Source organism: Bradyrhizobium sp. BR 10289, from assembly GCF_019455385.1.
Lineage (GTDB): Bacteria > Pseudomonadota > Alphaproteobacteria > Rhizobiales > Xanthobacteraceae > Bradyrhizobium.
Window position 1 is genome coordinate 172,884 of record NZ_JACOFR010000004.1, and the last position, 23,244, is coordinate 196,127.

The window sequence follows — 23,244 nt, forward strand, 5'->3', positions numbered from 1 at the left end:
CCGGGTCACCTCTCCCCAGCGGGGAGAGGTCGGATTGCGCTCGGCGATGCGAAGCATCGTCCAGAGCAATCCGGGTGAGGGGCCGCAACAATCGGTGAGAGCATAACCCCTCACCCGGATCGCATCTTTCGATGCGATCCGACCTCTCCCTATGGCAGAGGTGTTCAGAGTTCGCGGCCCGTAACGATCCCATCAAATCTCATTACGCCTTAGAGCGCGCCGGCGCTACACAGCGCCTGTTCGAGCGCACGCAGCTCGTTCGGTGTCGCCGGTAACTGCGGCGGTCGGGCTGCGTCACATGAGAGGCGCCCCAGCAATTTCAGGCAGGCCTTGAGCCGCACCGTCGCGCGTCCCCCCGGCGCATCGCGATAGATCGCAACCGCCAGCGGATAGAGCTTCTCGTGCGCGGCGCGCGCGTTCTCCCAGTCGCCGGCCTCGGCCGCAGTCCAGAGGCAGGCCACCAGCTCCGGCACCACACAGGCAAGGCTGACCTGGCTGCCGGCCGAGCCGACGATGTAGCTCGTCAGCAGATGCTCGTCGCCAGAGCCGAGCACGACGAAGTCCGGCCGCATCTTGCGGATCAGCCGTAAATTCTGCTCGTAGGTCGCAACCTCCCAGCTCCCCTCCTTGATCGCGACGAAGCGAGGATCGGCGACCAGCCGCTCCAAAAGCGGCGGGGCATAGGCCATGGCGCCCGCGCCGACGGGCGCGGCATAGAGCATCAGCGGCACGGTGGTGGCATCGCGGATGTGGCGGTGATGCTCGATGACGCAGTCGTCGGCATGACCGAGCGCCCAGCTGTTGGGCGGAAACACCAGCAGCCCGTCGGCACCGGCCTGCTCTAGCGCGGCGGCTTCTCGCGCAGCCTCCAGGCTGGATTCGTGATTGACGCCCGAGACGATCAGGCAATCCTTCGGCGCGTGCTCGCGCGCCAACTCCACCACGCGCCGCTTTTCGGCGAACGACAGCACGAAGTTTTCGCCGGCATGGCCGTTGACCAACAGCCCGTTGATGCCGGGCGTAGACGTGACGGACGCGAAATGTATCGCCAGCTGCGCCTCGTCGATTCCATAGTCCGGAGCCATCGGCACGATCGTGGCGGCATGGATGCCGCGCAGCCGATCGCTGAGGGTTCGCGCCGCGGCCTGCATCGCTAGTGAATGATCTGGTCGAGGAACGTCCGCGCGCGCTCGGACTTCGGGTTCTTGAAGAACTCCTCAGGCGCGGCCTGCTCGACCACCTTGCCCTCGTTCATGAAGACGATTCGGTCGGCAACCTCGCGGGCAAAGCCCATCTCATGGGTCACGCACAGCATGGTCATGCCCTCCTCCGCGAGCTTCTTCATGGTCTCCAGCACTTCCTTGACCATCTCGGGGTCGAGCGCGGAGGTCGGCTCGTCGAACAGCATGATCTTCGGCCGCATGCACAGCGCGCGGGCGATAGCGACGCGCTGCTGCTGGCCGCCCGACAATTGCCCTGGATATTTCTCGGCCTGGTCCGGAATCCGCACCTTGGTGAGGAAATGCATGGCGAGATCCTTGGCCTCCGCCTCGCTCATGCCGTTCGCCGTCATCGGCGCCAGAGTGCAGTTCTCCAGTACCGTCATGTGCGGGAACAGATTAAAACTCTGGAACACCATGCCGGTGTCTCGCCGAACCGCATCGATGTTCTTGCGCTGGTGATCGAGCTCGACGCCGTTGACGTAGATCAGGCCTTCGTCGTGCTTCTCGATGTGGTTGATGCAGCGGATCAGCGTCGACTTGCCCGAGCCGGAGGGACCGCACACCACGATCTTCTCGCCCTTGGCGACCTTGAGATCGACCTCATTCAGCGCGGTGAAGTCGCCATAGTGCTTGTAGACGGCTTCCATGCGCACCGCTGGGACCTCGCGCAATCTCGTTTGCGTCACCGCGCCTTCGACACCACCAGCATTCGTCGCGATCTCGCTCATGCGCGAGCCTCCACACTCGCCTGCGCAACCGGCGCCCTCGCCGCAACCCGCCTGGTCTTGGCTGCGCTCGACCGGCCAAAATGCTTCTCCAGTCGGCGCTGAATTGCATCCCAGACGGAGGTAAGGATCAAATAATACGCCGTTGCCGCGGCATAGACTTCGAGGATCTGAAAGTGCTCCTGCATCAGCATGTCGCTGCGGCGCATCAGCTCTTCGACCGAAATCACCGACGCCAGCGAGGTCGCCTTCAGCAGCGAATTGACGGAATTGCCAAGCGGCGGGATCATCAGCCGGAACGCCTGCGGCAGCGTCACGCGGCGGAACGTCACCCAGGGCGAGAGGCTGAGGGCCCAGGCCGCCTCGCGCTGCCCCGCCGACACCGCCATGAAGCCGCTGCGCACGATCTCGGCGAGATAGGCGGCTTCGTTGAGGATCAGCCCGACGAGCGCGCAGGTAATCACGCTGAACTTGATTCCCAGCTGCGGCAGGCCGCTGTAGATCACCACAAGCTGGATCAAGAGCGGCGTGCCGCGGAAGAACCAGATGTAGAGGCGCGACGCGCCTGACAGGATCGGGTTGGAGGACATGCGCAGCAACGCGATGCCCATGCCGAGGATCAATCCGCCGACCACCGCTGCGACCGTCAGGCCGATGGTGACGAGCACACCCTTCATCAAAAAATAGTTGAAGAAGTAGTTGACGGCGGCCGTCGGACTGAAATGGCTCATCGGCTCGTCTCCGTATCTCAGGCCGGACCGGGACCGGCGATCGCGAGCGGCTGATCGGCCGGCATGGCGGTCAGGCCGAACTTGTCGAACAGCGCCTTGTAGAAACCATCAGCCCGCATCTCATTAAGCGCCTTGACGACGGTATCGGCGACCGTCTTGTTGCGGAAGCCGAGCGTGGTGCGGGCCGTGCCGAGCCCGCTCAACACTTCCTTGACGCGGCCGCGTCCGACGAGATCGCGCGCAACGCTGTCAACCAGCAGCGCGTTGTCGACCTGGCCCGCAAGCAGCGCGCTGACGACATTGGTCGCGGTCGGAAACGTCCGCATCTCGACGGCCGCGCCACCCTTCGCCACGCTCGCATCGCTAAGCTTCTTGAGCCAGTTCATCTGATAGCTGCTGACCTCGACCGCGGATGATTTTCCGATCAGGTCGTTTTCGATAGCAATTTTTGTGCCGCTGTCCGGCGCAACCACGACCGAGATCGCCTGGATGGCGTAAGGCACCATGTACATGAGCTTCGAGCGTTCCTCGGTCCAGAACATGCCGGTATTGACGCCGTCGATGCGCGCGGCGCCCAGGGCGGGAATCATCGCGGGAAAATCCATCCGGACGAGTTCGACCGGAAGACACAACCGCTTGCCGAGCTCGGCGGCGAGCTCCACGTTGAGGCCCTGCAACTGGCCGTCCTTGTCGACGAATTGCTGCGGCGGATTGGTCGGGTTGATCGAGAGCTGCAATTTCCCGGGCGCGATCAGATCGCTGTCGGCAATCGCGGGCGTGCAGGCGGCATGCGCCGCATTCGATACGAGAACGAGTGCGGCAGCGGCACTCAAGCGAAGCAGTGTCGAGAACATTTCAGACCTCCAGTAAGACGCCAATGACCGATGCAGTTCCTCGCCCGGCTTTCCCCTTCAACGTTCTTGGATGCCGTCAACCCGATCTTTCGATACGACCGGCAGCATCGTTCTTGATCCGCTTCAAGCCGGTCCCGACATCGGCTTGAGCTGGATGCGCATAAAATTCTTCACGAGCGTTTCGAACGGGCCAAAACCCTTCACCTTCAGAAACTCCGGCGTCTCGAACGCCCAGCGTCCCGCAACCTCGTACATGGCGGCATATTTCGGCCCCTCGCCGACCGAGACGAAACGCTTCGCCGACAGCCAGCCCGGACAGGCGAGCAGATCAGGAAAATGCCTTTGCTCGTACCAGGCGTTGAACGCGGCCTCGTGCTCGGGATCGATGTCGACCCGTACGATGTGGATGAAGGCTTCGTCCGCCATGGCCCGCTCACGCCAGACGAATGTTGCCGGCGGCGCGTGCCGCGCCGGCTGTCGTTGCGATAGCGTCGCACAACGCTGGAAGCACCGGTAGCAGCGGCGGCCGCGGATCGGCATTACGGATCAGGCCGAGCGCCTTCAGCCCCACCTTCATGCGCGTGTGCATATCCATGATCGGCGCGGGCCCGTAGATCGCGCGCACGATCGGATAGAGCCGTTCGTTGACGGCGCGCATCGCCTTAAGATCGTCGGCAAGAGCGGCCTGCCAGAGTTCGGCGAACAGCTGCGGCGCGAGGCTGACGAGACCGGAGAGCAGGCCGTCGCCGCCAACCGCGAGTTGCGGCAGGAACCAGTGGAAGTTCGACGGCAGGAGCGCGACGGAAGCGTCGGCCTGCTTCACCGCGCGGCGGTTCTCGTCGTAGGCCAGCATGCTGTCGCTGCCTTCCTTGATCGCGATGACGCTGTCGAGCGATGCGATCTTCGCCAGCGTCTCCGGCGAGTAGCCGAAGCCCGACGCCAGCGGATATTGGAAGATCGACACTGGAATGCCGATGGCGGAGCTGACCGCCTGCACGAAGGCCAGCGGGGCGCGCGAGGTGGCCGAGGCACCGCCACCGAGCGGCGCCGGCGGAAACAGCACGGCGCAATCGGCGCCGGCAGCCTCCGCGAGCTGCGCCTGGTGGATCGCTTCGGCGGTCGAATGCGCGATGATGCCCGCCAGCAGCGGCTTGCCGCCAATCTGCCGGCGCGTCCGCGAGATTACGGCCTGACGTTCGTCGTCCGAGAGCGATCCCCCCTCGCCGGCATGGCCATTGACGAACACGGCTGCGATTCCGTCCGGGCAGGCGCAATAATCGAGCACGCGGGCGTAGCCGTCCCAGTCGATCGAGCTGTCGTCCTTGAAGGGCAGCACGGTCGCGACCGTGACGCCGCGCAAGTCAGGTTTCTTCATCATCTTGCTCATGACGGTTTCCGTCGCGGGAATTTCAGGCTTGCCCGCGCCTTCAGCACTTCGAGGCCGCCTTCGTTGCGCGCGCTGGCTTCCCAGATGATGGTGCGGGTCTCGTCGTGCTGCTCGGCGATCCAGACGTCGAAGGTGAGCGTGTCGCCGTAGAATACGGGACCGGTGAACCAGAAGCGGTCCTCTACCGAGACTCCGATGGTGCCGACCAGCTCGCTGGTGAGAATACTGGTGCAGAGGCCCGCAACCATGATCCCCGGCGCCAGCCTGCGGCCGAAGCGCGTCGCCCCCGCATAGACCTCGTCGACATGGACGGGACCGAAATCACCGGTCGCGGCAATATAGAGCGCGCCATCCGCCTCGGTGATGGTCTTGCTCAGGCTGACCCTGTCATTGACCTTGAGATCGTCGAAGGATTTTGGCTCGTACATGGCTCAGCCCTTCGCGAAGGGAACCAGCGTTGCGGTGCCGTCCACCACCGTCACGCCAGACGGCGACAGGCTGCAGGTCACGCGGCAGGTCGCCTCCTCGCCGGCAACCGAGACGATCTCAGCCTTGGCCTCGACGGAATCGCCGACGATCACGGGCGCCGCGAAATTCAGCGCGATGCTGCCGATCCGCCGCGTCGGGCCACCGAGCTGACTCAGGCACGTCGTGGCGAGACCGCCGACCGCGAGCTCGAAGGCAACCATGTTGGAGGCGCCCGCTTTTTTGGCCCTGACAGCATCGACATAGAGACCGCCGAGATTGCCGCTGATGCCGGTGAACATCGCCTGCTCGGCGACGGTCATGGTCTTGCGAAAGACGAAGGCCGCGCCGGGCTTGAGTGGTGCGTGAGACATCGGTCGTTCCCTAGAGCTGCAGGCCGTTCTTGATGGTGCTGCGCGCAACCAGCATGCGGTGGATTTCGGAAGTGCCGTCATAGATGCGGGTGACGCGCGCGTCGCGATACATCCGCTCCAGCGGGAGGTCCTTGCTGAAACCCATGCCGCCGAACACCTGGATGGCGCGGTCGACCACCCGCCCCTGCATCTCGGAGGCCGCGACCTTGATCATCGAGACCTTGTCGCGCGCATCCTTGCCCTGATCGATGTCCCAGGCGGCGTTCATCACCATCATCTTGACGCCGAAGATCTCGGTGGCGGAATCCGCGATCAGCTTCTGGACCATCTGGAAGTCGCCGATCAGCTGGCCGAACTGGCGCCGCTCGCCGGCATGCTTGCGCATCATCTCCAGCGCGCGCTGCGCCATGCCGACGGCGCGGGCGCCGATGTGAGCGAGGCGGATTTGCAGCACGCTCTGCATGATCAGCTTGAAGCCGCCGCCGACCTCGCCGAGCACGGCCGCCTTCGGAATGCGGCAGTCTTCAAAACTCAGCTCGGCATGGCCGTAGCCGCGATGGCCCATCATCGGCTGGGTGCGCGCGACCTTGAAGCCGGGCGTATCGCGGTCGACCAGGAATAGCGTGATGCCGCCCCTCGCGCGCTTGTCCTTGTCGGTCAGCGCCATCAGGATCACGTAGTCGGCGATATCGCCGTCGCTGATAAAATGCTTGGTGCCGTTAAGCACCCACTCATCGCCGTCGAGCTGCGCCGTGGTGCTGATCGAGGCGGCATCGGATCCGGCGCCCGGCTCCGTGATCGCCATCGCGCAGATCTTGTCGCCCTTCACGGTCGGCTTGAGGTAGCGCTCGACCTGATCGCCCTTGCAGGCCATCAGCATCGGATAGACCTGGCCGAACACGCGACGGATCAGCGCGTCGGACGTTTTGCCGAACTCCTCCTCGACGAGGCAATGCTCGACGCAAGTTAGCCCGCCACCGCCGACATCCGCCGGCATGTTCATCGCGTAAAGACCGAGTTTTTGTGCCTTGGCCTTCGTGATCGCCAGCTTGTCAGCTGGCACCTTGGCCGTCTGCTCCACCTCGTCTTCGAGCGGCTGCACCTCCGTCTCGACGAAGCGGCGGACGGTATCGACCAGCAGGCGCGTCTCCTCTGGGACCGAAAAATCGATCATCGCGCCACCCCCACGGCCTTAGCCGTAACCATGGCGTCGATCTCGGCCGCGGCGTAGCCGATCTCGCCGAGCACCTCTCGGGTCTGCGCCCCGAGCCGCTGCGGCACCAGCCGCACCTCCGGCGTCTGCCCGTCATAGCGCGCGGGATGCGCCACCATCCGGATCGGTGCGCCGCCTGCGCTCTCGGCCGTCTTGAACACGCCGAGATGATTGAGCTGGGGATCGGAGACGAGATCGCGATAATCCTGCACCGGCGCGTGCCAGATCTTCGCCGCTTCAAGCGAAGGCAACCAATCGGCGGTCGGCTTCTGCTTCAGCCTGCCGGCCACGATCCGCGTGATCTCCTCACGCTTCGAAAAGCTGTCGGCGTCGCCGAACTGCTCCAGCTTCTCGCTGTCCAGCGCGATCGCCAGCGCCTTGGGCGTTGCCATGGAGATCGCCATGTGGCCGTCCGCGGTGGCGTGAACGCCATAGGGACCGGGACTGAACCAGGCAGCAATGCCGGCTGGCCCGCGCGGCGTCGGCGACGGCGCGCCGTTGAGCCACGCTGTCAGTGGCTCGACCTGGAGGTCGATCGCGGCCTGATAGAGGTTGACCTCGACGAGCTGCCCCTTGCCGGTCCTGGTCCGCGCGAACAGCGCGGCGAGAATGCTCATGGCATAGAGCGAGGCGGCGTGCTGGTCGACGATGACGGCGCCGACCGCGGTCGGCTCGCCGTCGGCACGTCCCGTCCGCATCGCAAGGCCCGACATCGCCTGAAGCAGCAGATCCTGGCCGGGGCGATCCTTGTACGGTCCGTCCGACCCGAATCCGGTTGCGACCGCATAGATCAGGCCGGGATTGATCGCCTTCAGCACGTCGTAGCCAAGGCCGAGCTTGGCCATGGTACCCGGCCGGAAATTCTCCATCACGACATCGGAGGTCGCGACCAGCTTCTTCACCGCGGCGATGCCGTCGGGATGCTTGAGATCGACCGCGATGCTGCGCTTGTTGCGCCCCGTGGCGAGATGATTGACGCTGTCGCCGGCGACGAAATGATTGGCCACCGCCCAGTTGCGCTGGAACGCCCCCTCGATCGGCTCGACCGCGATGACGTCGGCGCCGAGATCGGCAAGCGTCTGCGCGGCCAACGGCCCGGCGAGATAGTGATTGAAGCTGAGGATCTTGACGCCTTCGAGCAGGTTCATCCGTTCACACCCAATTCAGGCAGCAGCGACTGGCGCGCCGCGCCACGCCAGATCGAAGGTTTTGACCAGCGCGCGCGCAGCCGCATCCTGCGCGGCCGGCAATGGCAGCCGCGGCGGGCGCGGATGACCGACCGCGAAGCCCATATGGCCGAGCAGCGCCTTGCTGCCGGCGACATAGGCCTGGCCGCCGACGAATTCGATCACCGGCAGATATTTCAGATAAAGTTCGCGCGCCTGCTTGATGTCGCCATCGTCGGCCACGAGGCTGAAGATGCGCGCCATCTGCGCCGGCACCACGTTGGAGGCGACCGCCACCCAGCCTTGCGCGCCTTCGACGAAGGATTCGAAGCCGAGGATGCCGCCAAACACCGTCATCCTGTCGCCGCAGAGGCGGATGATGTCGCGCACCCGCGTCACCTCCAGCGTCGACTCCTTGATATAGAGACAATTGTCGATCTCGGCGATCCGCGCCACCAGAGGCGGCTTGAGATCGACATTCGCCGTCGCCGGGTTGTTGTAGACCATGATCGGCAGCGAGATCGCATCCGCCACCGTCTTGTAGTGATGGACGAGCTCGTCGTCGGTCGGCGTCGAATAAAACGGCGGAATGATCATGACGCCGTCCGCGCCCAGTTTTTCGGCACGGCGGCTCAGCCGCACCACCTCGCGCGTATCCTCCGCGCCAGTACCGATCAGCACGGGCACGCGACCCGCGGCTTGGTTGATGACGACCTCGGCAACCAGCGCCTTCTCGTCATCGTCGAGCGAGAGGAACTCGCCGGTCGAGCCGAGCGGGATCAAGCCGTGAATGCCCTCAGATATCTGCCAATCCACGAACGCACGCAAGGCCGCCACATCGACCTCGCCGGCTGCCGTGAACGGGGTGATCATGACGGTGTAGGTGCCGCGAAACGTCTTCATCAGTGAACTGCCGGGTAACGGAGTCGATTGAGGGAATGGCAGCGCCTTACGGAATATCCGCACGCTTTATGCAATCGTTTGCATAAATGGCTCTGCATTGGGCAACACCATCCATTTTTTGAGCTTGATCCGCGTGGAATAAGCTCCTAGCGTTTTGCAATCGTTTGCAGTCTATCGGCAGGTTGGATGAGCGTCACGCTCAAAGATGTGGCACAGGCGGCCCGCGTTTCAGTCAGCACTGCCTCGCGGGCGCTGACCGGAACAGGCCTGACGAGCGAGCGCACGCAGCAGCGCCTGACGCGCATCGCGCGCGAGCTCGGCTACCGGCCGAACCCGATCGCGCGCGGATTGAAGACCGGGCAATCGCGGCTTGTCGCCCTGCTCGTGCACAATCTCACCAACGCCTCGTTCCAGGTGATGGCCGAAGTGGTGCAGGCGCGCCTGAAGGCGCTGAATTATCAGATGCTTCTTTGCATCGGCGGAGATGACGCGCAAGCGGAGAGCGACACGCTGACGACACTGGTCGATCACCGCATCGACGGGCTGATCGTGGTGCCGACCGGCAAGAACGGCGCGCAGCTCAAGACATTGGCAAAGGACGTCCCGATCGTCTGCCTGGTGCGGCGCGATGACGCAACCGATCTCGAAACCGTGCTCGCCGACGATCCGCAAGGTGCCTATCTCGGCACGCGCCATCTGATCGAGCTCGGTCACAGGCGCGTCGGCCTGATCGTCGGCCGCCAGGACACCACGTCCGGCCGCGAGCGCCTCTCGGGTTATGTCCGCGCGCTGCGCGAAGCCGGCATCGCCAGGGACGACGCATTGATTCATGCCGGCCACTACGTGCCTGAGACCGGCGCGAGTTGCGCCCGCAAGCTGCTCGATCTCCCCCGCCCGCCCACCGCGATCTTCGTCGCCAACCACGAGGCAACGCTCGGCGTGCTGCGCGTCACCGCGGAGCGGAATATCGCCATTCCCGACGATCTCTCGCTGCTCTGCTACGAAGACATGCCCTGGTTCGAATGGCATCGACCCGCCATTAGCATCGTCGACAATGGTGCGCGCGATCTCGCCAATCTTGCCGTCGACCGGCTGCTGCATCGCATGGATAAGGACAACGGCAATGACGGCGTGCGCGAATATCGCGTCGGCGCCCGGCTGATCAAGCGCGACTCCTGCCGCCGGATCGACGCGCCAGCCTCGGCGAAGTCCGGCAAACCCAAATCATCCCCATCCAAATCGTCTGCGGCCAAATCCGCGAAGGTCTGATCGATGCCCTATGTTGAAGTGCTCGCCCCGCAAGTCCCGTCCCAGCGCAAGGCCGCGTTGGCACGGTCCGCGACCGACGGCCTGATGTCGGCGTTCGGTGTCACAGCGGACACGGTCACGCTCTATTTCCTGCCGATCGCGGCTGACGATTATGCCCATGCCGGCGTCTTCGGCGCAGAGGCGACCGGCCAGCGCATCCTGCTCAAGGTCCACGCCTTCCGCCGCAGCGAGGCCGAGCGCCGCGCCGCCGCCATCGCACTGACCCGCGGCGTCTGCAGCGCCTATGGCGTGCCGGGTGACGACGTCGCGGTCTATTTCTGCGATCGCGACCGCAGCGAGGTCGCCCACGATTCCAAGCTCGCCAGCGATTGACCGGAGCACAGGATGGATCGCTTTTATACCGCGGATCAGAAGGCTCTCCGCGACACCGCCCGCCGCTTCGCGGAAGCCGAGATCTTGCCGCGCGCCGCGGCGATCGATCGCGAGGACCGTTTTGACCGCACGCTCTACAAGGGCATGGCCGATCTCGGCCTGTTCGGCATTTGCCTGCGCGAGGGCGCGGGCGGCGCCGGCCTCGATGCGGTCGCAGCCTGCATCGCGATGGAGGAGCTGGCGCGCTGCTCCGGCGCGGTGGCGAATGCCTTCGCCATTCCGGTCGAAGCGGTGCTGTTCTTCGACCATCACGGCACCGATGCGCACAAGGCGCTGATCCCGAAGATCCTCAGCGGCGACATCATTCCCGCCACCGCCGTCTCCGAGCCCGACCACGGCTCGGACGTCGCCGGCATCCGCACCAACGCGGTACGCGAGGGCACTGGCTGGCGGCTGAATGGAACAAAAGCCTGGGTGACGCTCGGCGGCGTCGCCGACCGCATCATGGTGTTCGCCCGCACCGGCAGCGAGGCGGGCCACCGTTCCATCTCTTGCCTGCTCGTCGACGGCGCCCTGCCCGGCATCGCGCGCGGCAAGAACGAGGAGCTGCTCGGCATGCACGGCCTCGATGACTGCCAGATCACCTTCTCCGACGTGCGGCTGCCGGCGGACAGCGTGATGGGGCCGGAGAACCAGGCCTTCAAGATGGCGATGAGCAATTTCAATTTCAGCCGGCTGATGATGGCCTCGATGGCGCTCGGCATGGCGCAGGCCGCGTTCGGGGACGCGACTGCCTACGCCAAGGACCGCAAGCAGTTCGGCCAGGCCATCATCAACTATCAGGCGGTGCAGTTCATGCTCGCGGACATGTCGACCGACATCGCCGCCGCCCGCCTCCTGATCCACCACGCCGCGCGCCTGCACGATGCCGGCGAGCCCATTGCCAAGGAGGCGGCGCAGGCGAAGCTGTTCACCACCGACATGGCGATGAAGCACGTCTCCAACGCTCTGCAGATCCACGGCGGCAACGGCTATTCGCGCGAGTACCGCATCGAGCGCATTTTCCGCGACGTCCGCCTCGCCCAGATCTATGAGGGCACCAACCAGATCCAGCGGCTGATCATCGCCCGCCAGGTCGAGAAGGAGGCCGCGTGAGCGCATGCTGAGCATCATCACGGCGGAGCAGGCAGCAAGCCTCATCCGCGACACCGACACGCTGATCGTCGGCGGCAATGGCGGCACCGGCGTTGCCGAATCCGTCCTCGAGGCGCTGGAGCGGCGCTTCGTCAGCGGCCAGGGGCCGCACAATCTCACGCTGATCAACATCACCGGCGTCGGCGCGGTGACCGAGAAGGGCATCTGCCATCTCGCCCATGAAGGCATGATCGCGCGCGTGATCGGCGGCAATTTCGGGCTTCAGGTGCCGTTCATGCGCCTCGTCCGCGACGAGCTGATCGACGCCTATAATTTCCCGCAAGGCGTGATGAGCCAGCTCTGCCGTGCCATGGCAGCAAAACATCCGGGCGTGCTGACCCATGTCGGTCTCAACACCTATATGGACCCGCGCCAGGACGGCGGCCGCATGAACAAGCGCACCACCGCGCCGCTGGTCGATCTGCTGGAACTGCACGGCCAGTCATACCTGCTCTACCGCGTTCCCGCGCCGCCGGACGTCGCGTTGATCCGCGGCACCTCCGCGGACGAGGACGGCTATATCAGCATGGAGCACGAGGGCACGACGCGCGAGGATCTCTCGATCGCACAGGCCGTGCACAATGCCGGCGGCACAGTGATCTGCCAGGTCAAGCGCATCGTCAAGCGCGGCTCGATCCACCCGCAGATGGTGAAGATTCCCGGCTTCCTGATCGACCACGTCGTGCTCGAGCCCGACCAGATGCAGACCTACGGCACCGTCTATGATCCCGCGCGCTGCGGCGAGACCCGCGTGCCTGTCGCGATGATCACGCCCGATCCGCTGACCGAGCGCCGCGTCATTGCCCGCCGCGCCGCCTTCGAGCTGCGCCCGCGCGACGTCGTCAATCTCGGCGTCGGCATCTCCGCGATGATCCCCAACGTCGCGGCGGAGGAAGGCATCTCCGACCTGATCACGCTCACGGTGGAATCCGGCGTGGTTGGCGGCGTGCCCGGCCATGCCCGCGAGTTCGGAACCGCGATCAATCCGCGCGTCATCCTCGACCAGGCCTATCAGTTCGATTTCTACGACGGTGGCGGCCTCTCCTGTGCCTTCCTGTCCTTCGCGGAAGTGGACGAAACCGGCAACGTCAATGTCACCCGCTTCGGCGAGCGCCGCGACGGCTCCGGCGGCTTCATCGACATCACGCAGAACGCCAAGCGGCTGATCTTCAGCGGCACCATGACCGGCGGCAAGTTCGATATCGGCGTCGAGAACGGGCGCCTTGCGATCCGGCGCGACGGCGCCTTCCGCAAGTTCGTGCCGCAAGTGGGCCAGATCAGCTTCAGCGCCTCGCTCGCCGCGCAGCGCGGCCAGCATGTCAGCTACGTCACCGAGCGCGCTGTGTTCGAGCTCGAGAACGGCAGCGTGACGCTCACCGAGATCGCACCGGGCGCGCGCCTCGAAGAGGACATTCTCGCCAATATGGGCTTCAAGCCGCGAATCAGCCCGCAGTTGAAAGACATGGATCCCCGAATTTTCCGCTCCGGCCCGATGGGGATCGCGCAAAGCTTCAAGGCGATGCCGGCGCGGCCGCGCAAGGTCGCCTGAGGGATCACGCATGGACACGAGCGCCCCGATCAATCTCCGTTACGAGGACATCGCGCTCGGCGCGGAGTTCGAGACCGCCGTGCACACGGTGACGGAAGCCGACATCGCGACTTTCGCCGACGTCACGCGCGACCACCACCCGCTTCATATCGACGGCGCCTATGCGAAATCACGCGGCTTTCCCGCGGTGATCGGCCATGGCCTGTTCGGCCTGTCGCTGATGGAAGGATTGAAGTCGGAGCTGAAGCTGTATGAGGAGACCTCGGTCGCCTCGCTCGGCTGGGACGAGGTCAAGTTCAAAGGCCCGATCGTCGCCGGCGACGCCTTGCGCGTGCGCTTCCGCTTCGTCGAGAAGCGGCCGACCAAAAACCCCGAGCGCGGCATCGTCGTCGAGACGCTCGACCTGCTCAACCAGCGCGACGAGGTCGTGACCGCCGCGCGCCACATCTCGCTGATCCTCACCCGGCAGGCCGATCGCGGCGCGCCGGCGACCAGGTAACGTAAGGAAAAAGACGTCGGACCGGAGACGGCTCAACTGCCACCCACGATTTGACAGGAGTAATTTGATGCGATTTGCAAAAACCTTCTCCGCCCTCGCCGTCCTGATCGGCCTGACGCAAGCGGCCGGCGCCCAGACCTGCACGCCAAAGGTGCCGGCATCGAGCCTGATCGAGGCGCCGAAATGGCAGATGTCGATCAACCCGACCCTGCCGCCGCAGCAATTCGTCGACGACAAGGGCGAGTTGCAGGGCCTGAATGTCGAGCTCGCGCGCGAGATCGCCAAGCGCCTCTGCGTCGAGGCTGTCTTCCTGCGTATGGACTTCCCGCCGATGATCCCGGCGCTGCGCTCCGGCCGGTTCGACACCATCAACACCGGCCTGTTCTGGACCGAGGAGCGTTCGAAGATGCTCTATCTGGTACCCTACGCACAACAGGCCATCAGCATCTACACCGATCCCTCCTCGAGCCTGAAGGTCGAAAAATTCGAGGATCTAGCCGGTCGCGTGGTCGGCCTCGAATCCGCGACCTACATGGAGCGGAAAGCCCGCGAACTCAACGCGGCGATGGAGGCCAAGGGCCTCAAGCCGGTCGAGTTGCGCACCTTCACCACTGTCACCGCAACCTCGGCCGCGCTTCGCGCCGGCCAGCTCGAGGCTGCGCTGAACATCAACGAAACCGCGAACGAGCTCGAGAAGAAAGGCATCGCAAAGATCTGGGTGCGTGACATCGCCGGCACCGACATCACCTTTGCGTTCCGCGACAAGCTGCTCGCGCAGGCTTTCGCCGACGCCCTCACCGCGGCCCGCGCCGACGGCACCTATGACAAGCTGTTCGACAAGTTCGGAATGACCAAGCTGAAGGCCACCACGTTCGCGATCAAGGGCGATGGGCCGACGAACTGAGAGGGCGCCGCCAAGGCTGCGCAACAGCGGCACTACCAATCCCGCCATCCTGAGGTGCGAGTGACGGGACGCAGCGCGCCCCATCGGGAGCCTCGAAGGATGCACGGCCGGGATGCACCCGGGCCGTCGCCCTTCCAGGGCCGCTGAAGAAGCGGCCACCTCAGGGTGACGGTCATCGATGGGTAGGTGGCGGCCCTTGCAGCCGGGCCAATTTGGCCTAGCGGAAGTTGCCCTTGGTCTCGGGAATCACGACAGCCCCGATCAAATAGATCACGAACACGCCGACGGCGAAGTAAGCCAGCGACATCGGGATCTCCGCAGGACTCCCGCTCACCAGCGAGACGAAGGTCGGCATCATGCCGCCCAGCGCGAAGCCGATGTTCCAGGACAGGCCGGTACCGCTCGCTCGCAGCGCGGTCGGAAACCGCTCGTTCAGGAAGATCAGCACCGGCGCATAGCCGGCATTGCCGATGAAGGCAATCGCGAGCGCATAAAGCGTGATCTGCGTCGCGTCCTTGGTCCCCGCGAGATTGAGATAGCACAGCGGCAAGAGAACCGCCGCGAGGACACCGATCATCAGGAACGTCTTCTTGCGTCCGATACGGTCGCTCAGCGCGCCCACCAGCACCGCGGCGAAGAACGCCGACACGCTCGCGCCCATCAGGATCAGCGACGAGGTCTGGTTCGGGACCGCGTTGATCACCTTCAGGAAGCTCGGCAGATAGCCTGACGACAGGTAGTAGCCGGCGCCGCCACCAAACGTGATCAGCAGGTTGACCAGCAGCACGCCGCGATACTCGCCGGAGAACACGTCCTTGACCGGTGCCTTCGACACCTTCGCCTGCTTGTTGCCTTGCTGGCGCTTGAGCTCCTTGAAGTATGGCGACTCTTCGAGGTTGCGGAAGATGAACCAGCCGAGCAACGAGCTCAGCAGCCCCGAGAAGAACATGAAGCGCCAGCCCCACACCGCAAAGGCGTCGCCGGGGAAGACCGAGGACGTGATCAGGAAGATGAAGGATGCCAGCAGCGCGCCGATGCCGGCACCGCCACCGCCGACCAGGCCCGACATCGCACCGCGCCAATGCGGCGGCACGGATTCGGTGCCGATCGTGTGGGTGGATGCAACGACGCCGCCGACGAAGATGCCCTGCACCAGGCGAAGCACCAGGAAGATGACCGGCGCGATCACACCGACTTGCGCGATGGTCGGCAACAGTCCGAACGCCGCCGTGCTGAGGCCGACGCCGATGATGGCAACCAGCATGGCCTGCTTGCGGCCGTGCACGTCGGCGAAATGGCCGAACACCGCCGAGCCGAGCGGCCGCATCAGCAGCGTCACGGCGAAAGAGCCGTAAACCGCGGCGAGCGACAGCGCGGCATTGCTCGACGGAAAGAACAGCGCGCCGACGACCGGCGCCACGTAGAGCAGAATGAACAAATCGAACAGATCGAGCGCCCATCCGAGCACCGAGGCGATAATCGCACTGACCATCTGCTTGTTATCCGCTGATGCCTCGGCACCGGCGACCGGCATATCCATCTCAGCCATGTTGTTTGACCTCCCCCGTTTTGAAACAAGCCGCGGCTCGCGCCATTGCGAACCGCGGCAATCTTCGTGCGCGTCTCAGCGGCCGGTGAATTTCGGCGGACGCTTGGCATTGAAGGCCTCGACGCCCTCCTTGAAGTCGTCCGACTGGCGCAGGCGGCTGTAGCAATGACCTTCGAGCTCGATGGCGATCGCCAGCGTCGAATCCTCGGTGTCGTTGAGCAGCTTCTTGGCAGTGCGCTGGGCCAGCGGCGAGAAGGTGCGGAGCTCGTCGACGAGCCGGTCGGTCGCCTTCTCGAGCTCGGCATCCGGCACGCATTCGGTAGCGATGCCCCACTCATAGGCCTGCTTGGCCGAGATGCGCTTGGAGCGCATCACGATGTCCTTGGTGCGCGTGATGCCGACCATCTTCTGCAGACGGGCCGAGCCGCCGGAGCCGGGAATCTGGCCCAGCTTCTGCTCCGGCAACGCGTATTGCGTGGTCTCCGAGGCGATGCGGAAATCGCAGGCCAGCGACAGCTCGAAGCCGACGCCGAAGCAATAGCCGCGATTGGCGACGATCACGGGCTTTGCGCAGCGCGCGGGGGCTGCGATGTTCCAGGCGAGCTTGGAGACGTGCTCCGGGCTCGCCTCCATGAAGCCGCCGATATTGCCGCCACTGGAGAAATGCTCGCCCTCGCCGCGCACGACGATGACGCGCACGCGCGGATCCTCGTCCAGCGTCTCGAAGGTCAGGCGCAGCTGATCGCGCTGCGGCATCGCCACGACATTGTAGGGCGGCCGTCCCAAAACGATGTCGGCGCGCTCATGCGCCTCGTCGATCTCGACCTTGAACCCGTCGAGTTTGGCGAGCCGGGGATCGGCGAATGTATAGGGTGACGGCATTTGCTCTTCCTTCTGTTGATGACTGATGATCAGGCCGCGTCCGATGGCGGCAGGCGTTCGGCCTCGTATTCTCCGGCGACGAGCAGTCGCCGCAGCAGCTTGCCGACCGGCGATTTGGGAATCGCGTCGACGAAGACGTAGCGGCGTGGCCGCTTGAAATTCGCGAGGCCCGAGCTGCGGCAGAACTGCTCCAGCTCAACTTCCGACACCGCGCGGTTGCGCTTGACAAAGGCGGCGACGACCTTGCCCCATTTCTCATCAGTGACGCCGACCACCGCGACCTCGTCCACGGCGGGATGCAGCGACAGGCAGCTCTCGATCTCGACCGGCGAGACATTCTCGCCGCCGGTGATGATCATGTCGTCGACACGGCCGGTGACGAACAGATCGCCGTCGGGATCAATGAGGCCAGTGTCGCCGGTGAAGTACCAACCATCGCGCAAGGATTTCGCGTCCGCCTCGGGGCGGCGCCAATAGCCTTCGAACGCCTCGTCACCGGCAAGCGTGGCGATGATCTCGCCCTCCTCGCCGACTGCGGCGAGCTCGGCGACCGATTTCGCACCGATGCGTACGACCTTGACGTGCTGGTTCAGGCCCGCCTTGCCGGCCGAGCCGGGTTTTGCCGCCGCGTTCTGGTCGATCGTGAAGGTGTAGATCTCGGAGCTGCCGTAATGGTTGACGAACAACTCCGGCTTGAACGCGTCGTTCAGCTTCTTCAGCAGGCCATCGGTCATCGATGCGCCGGCGAAGCCGAGCTTGCGGACACTGGAGATGTCGGTCCTGGCAAAGGCCTCGTGATGGACGAGATCATGATAGAGCGTCGGCACCAGATAGAGGTTGCTGATCTCTTCCTTCTCGATAAGCGCCAGCGCCTGGCGGCTGTCATAGCGTGGCAGGCAGATGAAGCTGCCGCCGATCAGCGACATCGCCAGCAGCGAGCGGACGCCCATGGTATGATAGAGCGGCATCACGCCGAGCGTGCGCTCGCCGCGGCGATAGAGATTTTGCGCAACGTGGGCAATTGCGGCGGCGCGTTCGGCGCGGTGCCGGCGCGGCACGCCTTTCGGGCGCGAGGTCGTGCCTGAGGTGTAGAGCATGATCGACCAGGCATCGGCGCCGACGCGCGGCGCTGCGTCAGGCGCACTGCCCTTGATCAGGTCGGCAAAGCCGATCGCCTCGCCTGGTCCGGGATCGACGGACACGCGGAGCAGCTTGCCTGCCAGCGCCGACCCCTGCACCGCCTCCGCAGAGATGTCCTGAAAGACCAGCCCGCAGGCCTCGGCGTTCTCGATGCAGTAATCGAGCTCATCGGCCTTGGCGCGCCAGTTGATGGGCGTGATCACAAGGCCTGCGAACTGGCAGGCCCAGTGCAGCGTCGCGGCTTCCCAGCGGTTCTGCAGCAGCGTGACCACGTGATCGCCGGGCTTGAGGCCGAGACGGTCGAACGATGCCACCAGCGCGGAAATCTTGTCGTACCATTGCCTGTAGGTCAGGCGGAGATCACCGTCGACCAGGGCGATTGTCTGGGGATCGCGCGCGGCGCTGGCCATGAAGCTGCTGGCGAGATCAAGCATTCGAGGTCTCTTTTTTGGATGAAGTGAGCTCTGCGGCTGCTTCAAGCGCCGCCTGGATGATCGGGGTGTAGCCGGTGCAGCGGCAGATATGCCCGCTGAGGAGATCGCGGATCTCCGCCTCGGACGGAGTCGGATGCCTCGAGAGATAATGGTCGAGCGACATCAGGATGCCGGCGGTGCAGAACCCGCACTGGAGCGCGTGGTTGCGGCGAAACGCCTGCTGCAGCACGCCGAGCCGGTCGGCCGACGGCGCGAGCCCTTCGACAGTCTTCAGCTCGCAGCCGTCGACCTGTGCCGCCAGCGTCAAGCAGGACCGCGTCAGCATCCCGTCGACGACGACGGTGCAGGCGCCGCAGACGCCGTGCTCGCAGCCGACATGCGTGCCGGTCGCCCCCAGCTGATGGCGCAGGAAATCGGAGAGCAGCATGCGCGGCTCAGCCTCGTCCTCGACAGGCTTGCCGTTCAGCGAGAACCGCACGGCATGGCGCTGATCTGCCTTGAGCCGGGTCATTGCAGCACCTCGCCGATCAGGTCGCGGCCGATCATGCGCACGAGATCTCGACGGTAGCGCGCGGTGGCGTGGACATCGTCGCGGGCACCAAGCTCCCAGGCGAAGGCATTCAGCGCATCGTCGAGCGCGGTACCCTCGAGCTCCGGCCAGTCGCGCGCGATCGGCACGTCCGCGACGCCGCCGACGGCGAGCCGTACGCCGGCCTGCGTCTTCATCGCGGCGCAGGCGACGATCGCAAAATCGCCGTGACGGCGTGCGACCTCGCGGAAGGCGACGCGCGCTCCCTTGACGACAGGCAGCGAGATGCCCTCGATCAGCTCGTCCTCGGCGCGCGCCGTCAGCATCATGCCGGCGAAGAAGTCCTTGGCGGCAATGCGGCGGCGGCGTCTGGTGTTGCGCAAGAACACCTCGCCGCCGAGCGCGACCAGCGCCAGCGGCATCTCGGCGCTGGGATCGGCATGCGCGAGCGAGCCGCAGATCGTGCCGCGGCTGCGCGTCTGCATGTGCCCGACCCAGGGCAGCGCCAGCGACACCAGCGGCAGTGCCTCGGCGAGTTCGGGCCATGCGAGCAGATCGGCCTGGCGCGCGCCGGCGCCGATGATCACGGTATCTCCCTTCCGCTCGATCTGGCGGAGTTCCTCGAGGCGCATGATGTCGATCAGCAATTTTGGCTTGGCCAGGCGCATGTTGAGCATCGCCATCAGCGACTGCCCGCCGGCGAGAATGCGCGCATCACCGCCTTGTTGCGCCAGGCCCTCGAGAACCTCACCCACGCTCCCGGCACGGAGATAGTCGAACGTGGGCGGCTTCATCGACGCCCCCCGAACAGGCTGCCGAGCTTTGCCAGCAGCGCGAACAGCGAGAAGCCGGCTCCCTCGGCGCCACCGCCGCCGGCCTTCCGCGCCAGCGCGGTGAAGAACTGCCCGATGATCACGCGCGTCGCGCCATCGAGCAGGCGGCCGCCGATGCTCGCGACCTTGCCGCCGATGGCGGCGTCATAGCTGTAGGTGAGCGTGGTTCCGCCGTTGCCGTCGGGCGCGAGCATGATGCGTCCCTCGGCATTGCCGAAACCGAGCGCGCCGGTGGCGCGGCCGCGCAAGGTCGCCGTGCGCGGCGCATCGAGATCGAACAGCTCGACATCGGCGCGATAGCGTCCGGTGACGGGGCCGATGCCGAGCGTGACGTCGGCGCGGAAATGCGTCTCGGTGATCTTGTCGACGCGCTGGCAGCCGGGAATGACCGATTGCAGCGTCGCGGGATCGAGCAGCATGGCCCAGACCTGCTCGGGCGCGCCCTTCACCGCAGTCTGTCCCTCGCCGCGTAGCCGCCGGTCGCCCCCACGCACGGCCGCGGCGCTCGCGCCACCCGCGGGCGGCGGCGGCTCGGCGCCGCGCACGAGCTCCGCGAGCCGCGCCGGCACCAGCGGCAGGGTGATATCGGCGACGCCGAGCGCATCCGCGACCGCGTTCGCAAGGCACACCGGCGTCGACATGCAATTGCCTTCGCCCACACCCTTGGCGCCGAGCGGCGTGAACGGCGACGGTGTCTCCATGTGAAAAATCTCGGGCTCGGGCACCTCGGTCGTGGTCGGCAGCAGATAGTCGGCGAGCGTTCCCGTCAGAAAGCTGCCGTCCTCGGCATAGGCATATTCTTCAAGGAGCGCGGCGCCGAGCGCCTGGGCAAAACCGCCGCGGATCTGGCCGTTGACCATGCCCGGATGCAAAATGGTGCCGCAGTCATGCATCGTGACATAGCGGTCGATCCGCGTCCCCAGCGTGACCCGGTCGATCTCGACGCCGCAGAAATCGAAGATGAAGCCGTGGCAGAGCGAAGAGTTGATGCGGTCGTCCTCGTCGGGCGGCGTCAATTCCGGGGGCGTCCAGAACGCGGTCTCGCGGATGGTCTGGCCGGCCTCGTCAGGCAGCGAGCCCGGCGACCAATGGCTGAGCGCGGCCACGCGAGAGAACGCGATGCGGTTCTCTGGATTGCGTTTTGAGGCAACGAAGCCCTTTGCGAACACGATGTCCGCGGCTTCGACGTTGAGCTGGCTGGCGGCAATACGCGCGAGACGGCCGGCGACGCGCTCGGCAGCAATCTTCGCCGTGCCCGCCACCGCCGCGGCGAACCGGCTGGCGTAGTTGCCCGATGCGATCGACCAGGCGTCCTTGGCGGTGTCGATCTCGGTGTTGACGCGGATGTCCTTCGGCGCAAGCCCGAACACGTCGGCAACGACCTGCGACAACACGGTGCGATGGCCCTGCCCCTGCGGCACCGACGCCACGTGAACCGTGACGCTTCCGACCGGATCGAGGCCGACCGTCGCGGTCGCCTGCGCACCGTTCTTCGGACCGGCCTTGCGGCGCTCGGCCGCCGTCAACACGGTGGTGATGTAGCCCATGTTGGAGACGCTGGGCTCGACCACGGCGGTGAAGCCGATGCCGTAGAGGCGCCCCTGCGCCCGCGCCTCATCGCGCCTCGCTTTCAGTTCGGCAAGCCTGCCGTGCTCGACCGCGCGCGCGACGGCTTCCTGGTAATTGCCGGAATCGAGCAACGCACCGGTCGCGGTGCGATAGGGAAAGCTGCCTGCACCGATCAGATTGCGCTTGATGACATCGAGCGGATCAAGCCTGAGGCCGATCGCGATGCGTTGGACCAGTCGCTCCAGCGCGAAATAGACCTGCGGCCCGCCGAAGCCGCGGTTGAGGCCCGTCGGCGTCTTGTTGGTGACGACCACACGGTTGCGGATCTTGACATTGCGGATGTCGTAGGCGCCGGTCAGATTGCCGTGCATGCGATAGAGCGTCGCCGGCTCGGGCGCGCGCAGATGCGCGCCACAATCCTCGACCTGGTCCCAGTCCAGCGCGAGGATTTTTCCGTCGGCTGCGACCGCCGCCGACAGGGTCGTCGCGCGATTGGTCGCCGAGACCGACGCGGTGAGATGCTCGAGCCGGTCCTCGATCCACTTCACCGGCCGGCCGGTGATACGCGCCGCCGCCGCGATCAGCACGATGTAGGGAAACACTCCCTGCTTGACGCCGAAACTGCCGCCGGAATCCGGCGGCGTGCGCAGCCGCAGCCGGTTGCCCGGCACCTTTAGCGCACGCGCAATCACCGTGTGGATGCTGAACGGGCCCTGGAAATTGGCGAGCACCTCGAACGCATCCTCACCCGCATCATGCGAGGCGACGACGCCATAGGTCTCGATCGGTGTGCAGGAGTTGCGGGGATAGCGGATGTCGATGGAGAAGCGATGCGGCGCCTCCGCGAAGGCTTTCTCGGGATCGCCATAACGAAACGAGCGATCGCTGGCGAGATTGCCGGGAAAGCCGTCATGGAGCACCGGCGCGCCTGATACGATCGCGCCGAGCGGATCGACGACGGCGCCACGCGGGCGATATTCGACGTTGATCAGCTCCGCGGCATCCTCAGCACGCGCGCGATCAATCGCTACAACGATTGCCACCGGCTCGCCGACATAGCGCACGCGGTCCATCGCGATGGGCCAGCACTCGACCGGCGCCTTCACGCCGACGACCAGGCTCGTGGTCACGGCCTTGACGTCGGTGCCGGTCAGAACCGCCGCAACGCCCGGCAGGCTCTTTGCGGCATCAACATCGATCGAGAGAATATCGGCATGCGCGTGCGGCGAGCGCAGGATGGTCGCGTGCAACGTGCCGGGCGCAACGCCGAGATCGTCGATGAAGCGGCCGCGGCCGGCGAGCAGCGCGGCATCCTCGACGCGCTCGATCGAACGTCCGACCCACGGCTGATCGCCGCTTTCACGATTTGCGGATGTGACCGCCTGCAGCATATCCCGGCATACCTCCCGACGCGTTCTTTGACGCGACGGTGACAGATGTCAGGACTGGGGATGCGGGAGCCATACCGCCCGCTCTCACG

General features: G+C 65.4%; 23 protein-coding genes. 6 read left to right on the forward strand and 17 right to left on the reverse strand.

From position 1 onward, the window contains the following. Positions 1-209: 209 nt before the first annotated feature. The 11 genes from HYH08_RS09690 to dapA form a co-directional block, all read right to left on the reverse strand. Positions 210-1,151: a dihydrodipicolinate synthase family protein gene (locus HYH08_RS09690; protein ID WP_220009547.1), complete on the reverse strand. Its 942-nt coding sequence runs from the start codon at positions 1,149-1,151 to the stop codon at positions 210-212. A 2-nt stretch (positions 1,152-1,153) separates the two neighbouring features. Beyond that, complete coding sequence (locus tag HYH08_RS09695) at positions 1,154-1,951, reverse strand: amino acid ABC transporter ATP-binding protein (protein ID WP_283844114.1); 798 nt, start codon at positions 1,949-1,951, stop codon at positions 1,154-1,156. Continuing rightward, positions 1,948-2,679, reverse strand: coding sequence for an amino acid ABC transporter permease (locus tag HYH08_RS09700; protein WP_220009548.1), 732 nt, complete (start codon positions 2,677-2,679; stop codon positions 1,948-1,950). The genes HYH08_RS09695 and HYH08_RS09700 overlap by 4 nt, the downstream gene beginning before the upstream one ends. Positions 2,680-2,696: 17 nt before the next feature. After that, positions 2,697-3,533 (reverse strand): ABC transporter substrate-binding protein, encoded by an 837-nt coding sequence (locus HYH08_RS09705; protein WP_220009549.1) that lies wholly within the window; start codon positions 3,531-3,533, stop codon positions 2,697-2,699. A gap of 123 nt (positions 3,534-3,656) precedes the next feature. Next, positions 3,657-3,959 carry a DUF4286 family protein gene (locus tag HYH08_RS09710; protein WP_220009550.1) on the reverse strand — a complete coding sequence of 101 codons (303 nt, stop codon included), beginning with the start codon at positions 3,957-3,959 and terminating at the stop codon, positions 3,657-3,659. Between the two features lie 7 nt (positions 3,960-3,966). Then, a complete protein-coding gene (locus HYH08_RS09715) occupies positions 3,967-4,920 on the reverse strand; it encodes a dihydrodipicolinate synthase family protein (RefSeq protein ID WP_220009551.1) in 954 nt (317 codons plus the stop codon). Then, positions 4,917-5,348, reverse strand: a complete 432-nt coding sequence (locus HYH08_RS09720; protein WP_011086090.1) for a MaoC family dehydratase — start codon at positions 5,346-5,348, stop codon at positions 4,917-4,919. The genes HYH08_RS09715 and HYH08_RS09720 overlap by 4 nt, the downstream gene beginning before the upstream one ends. A gap of 3 nt (positions 5,349-5,351) precedes the next feature. Next, positions 5,352-5,759: a MaoC/PaaZ C-terminal domain-containing protein gene (locus HYH08_RS09725; RefSeq protein ID WP_220009552.1), complete on the reverse strand. Its 408-nt coding sequence runs from the start codon at positions 5,757-5,759 to the stop codon at positions 5,352-5,354. Positions 5,760-5,769: 10 nt separating this feature from the next. Further along, the gene (locus HYH08_RS09730) at positions 5,770-6,933 is read right to left on the reverse strand and encodes an acyl-CoA dehydrogenase family protein (RefSeq protein ID WP_220009553.1); all 1,164 of its coding nucleotides are present in this window, start codon (positions 6,931-6,933) and stop codon (positions 5,770-5,772) included. Continuing rightward, positions 6,930-8,120 (reverse strand): CaiB/BaiF CoA transferase family protein, encoded by a 1,191-nt coding sequence (locus HYH08_RS09735; RefSeq protein WP_220009554.1) that lies wholly within the window; start codon positions 8,118-8,120, stop codon positions 6,930-6,932. Before HYH08_RS09735 ends, HYH08_RS09730 begins: the two co-directional genes overlap by 4 nt. A 15-nt stretch (positions 8,121-8,135) precedes the next feature. Then, a complete protein-coding gene (gene dapA / locus HYH08_RS09740) occupies positions 8,136-9,044 on the reverse strand; it encodes a 4-hydroxy-tetrahydrodipicolinate synthase (RefSeq protein ID WP_220009808.1) in 909 nt (302 codons plus the stop codon). 183 nt (positions 9,045-9,227) lie between these two features. Here dapA and HYH08_RS09745 point away from each other — a divergent pair, with 183 nt between their 5' ends. The 6 genes from HYH08_RS09745 (at position 9,228) to HYH08_RS09770 (ending at position 14,828) form a co-directional block, all read left to right on the forward strand. Continuing rightward, positions 9,228-10,310 (forward strand): LacI family DNA-binding transcriptional regulator, encoded by a 1,083-nt coding sequence (locus tag HYH08_RS09745; RefSeq protein ID WP_220009555.1) that lies wholly within the window; start codon positions 9,228-9,230, stop codon positions 10,308-10,310. 3 nt (positions 10,311-10,313) lie between these two features. Continuing rightward, entirely contained in the window at positions 10,314-10,682 is a 369-nt protein-coding gene (locus tag HYH08_RS09750) for a tautomerase family protein (protein WP_220009556.1), read from the forward strand. A 12-nt stretch (positions 10,683-10,694) separates the two neighbouring features. After that, entirely contained in the window at positions 10,695-11,837 is a 1,143-nt protein-coding gene (locus tag HYH08_RS09755) for an acyl-CoA dehydrogenase family protein (protein WP_220009557.1), read from the forward strand. A 4-nt stretch (positions 11,838-11,841) separates the two neighbouring features. Beyond that, complete coding sequence (locus HYH08_RS09760; RefSeq protein ID WP_220009558.1) at positions 11,842-13,425, forward strand: acyl CoA:acetate/3-ketoacid CoA transferase; 1,584 nt, start codon at positions 11,842-11,844, stop codon at positions 13,423-13,425. Between the two features lie 10 nt (positions 13,426-13,435). Next, positions 13,436-13,924, forward strand: a complete 489-nt coding sequence (locus HYH08_RS09765) for a MaoC family dehydratase (protein WP_220009559.1) — start codon at positions 13,436-13,438, stop codon at positions 13,922-13,924. Positions 13,925-13,991: 67 nt separating this feature from the next. Next, a complete protein-coding gene (locus HYH08_RS09770; RefSeq protein WP_220009560.1) occupies positions 13,992-14,828 on the forward strand; it encodes an ABC transporter substrate-binding protein in 837 nt (278 codons plus the stop codon). Between the two features lie 217 nt (positions 14,829-15,045). Here the strand turns inward: HYH08_RS09770 and HYH08_RS09775 are convergent, their stop codons facing one another. From HYH08_RS09775 to HYH08_RS09800, 6 genes are all read right to left on the reverse strand, one after another. After that, on the reverse strand, positions 15,046-16,377 hold the full coding sequence (locus HYH08_RS09775) for an MFS transporter (protein WP_220009561.1): 1,332 nt from the start codon (positions 16,375-16,377) through the stop codon (positions 15,046-15,048). Positions 16,378-16,452: 75 nt separating this feature from the next. Further along, positions 16,453-17,259 (reverse strand): enoyl-CoA hydratase/isomerase family protein, encoded by an 807-nt coding sequence (locus HYH08_RS09780; RefSeq protein ID WP_220009562.1) that lies wholly within the window; start codon positions 17,257-17,259, stop codon positions 16,453-16,455. Between the two features lie 29 nt (positions 17,260-17,288). Next, positions 17,289-18,833 carry an AMP-binding protein gene (locus tag HYH08_RS09785; RefSeq protein WP_220009563.1) on the reverse strand — a complete coding sequence of 515 codons (1,545 nt, stop codon included), beginning with the start codon at positions 18,831-18,833 and terminating at the stop codon, positions 17,289-17,291. Then, positions 18,826-19,344, reverse strand: a complete 519-nt coding sequence (locus HYH08_RS09790; protein WP_220009564.1) for a (2Fe-2S)-binding protein — start codon at positions 19,342-19,344, stop codon at positions 18,826-18,828. The genes HYH08_RS09785 and HYH08_RS09790 overlap by 8 nt, the downstream gene beginning before the upstream one ends. Then, positions 19,341-20,156 (reverse strand): FAD binding domain-containing protein, encoded by an 816-nt coding sequence (locus HYH08_RS09795; RefSeq protein WP_220009565.1) that lies wholly within the window; start codon positions 20,154-20,156, stop codon positions 19,341-19,343. Before HYH08_RS09795 ends, HYH08_RS09790 begins: the two co-directional genes overlap by 4 nt. Then, on the reverse strand, positions 20,153-23,155 hold the full coding sequence (locus HYH08_RS09800) for a xanthine dehydrogenase family protein molybdopterin-binding subunit (RefSeq protein WP_220009566.1): 3,003 nt from the start codon (positions 23,153-23,155) through the stop codon (positions 20,153-20,155). Before HYH08_RS09800 ends, HYH08_RS09795 begins: the two co-directional genes overlap by 4 nt. Between the last annotated feature and the right edge of the window lie 89 nt (positions 23,156-23,244).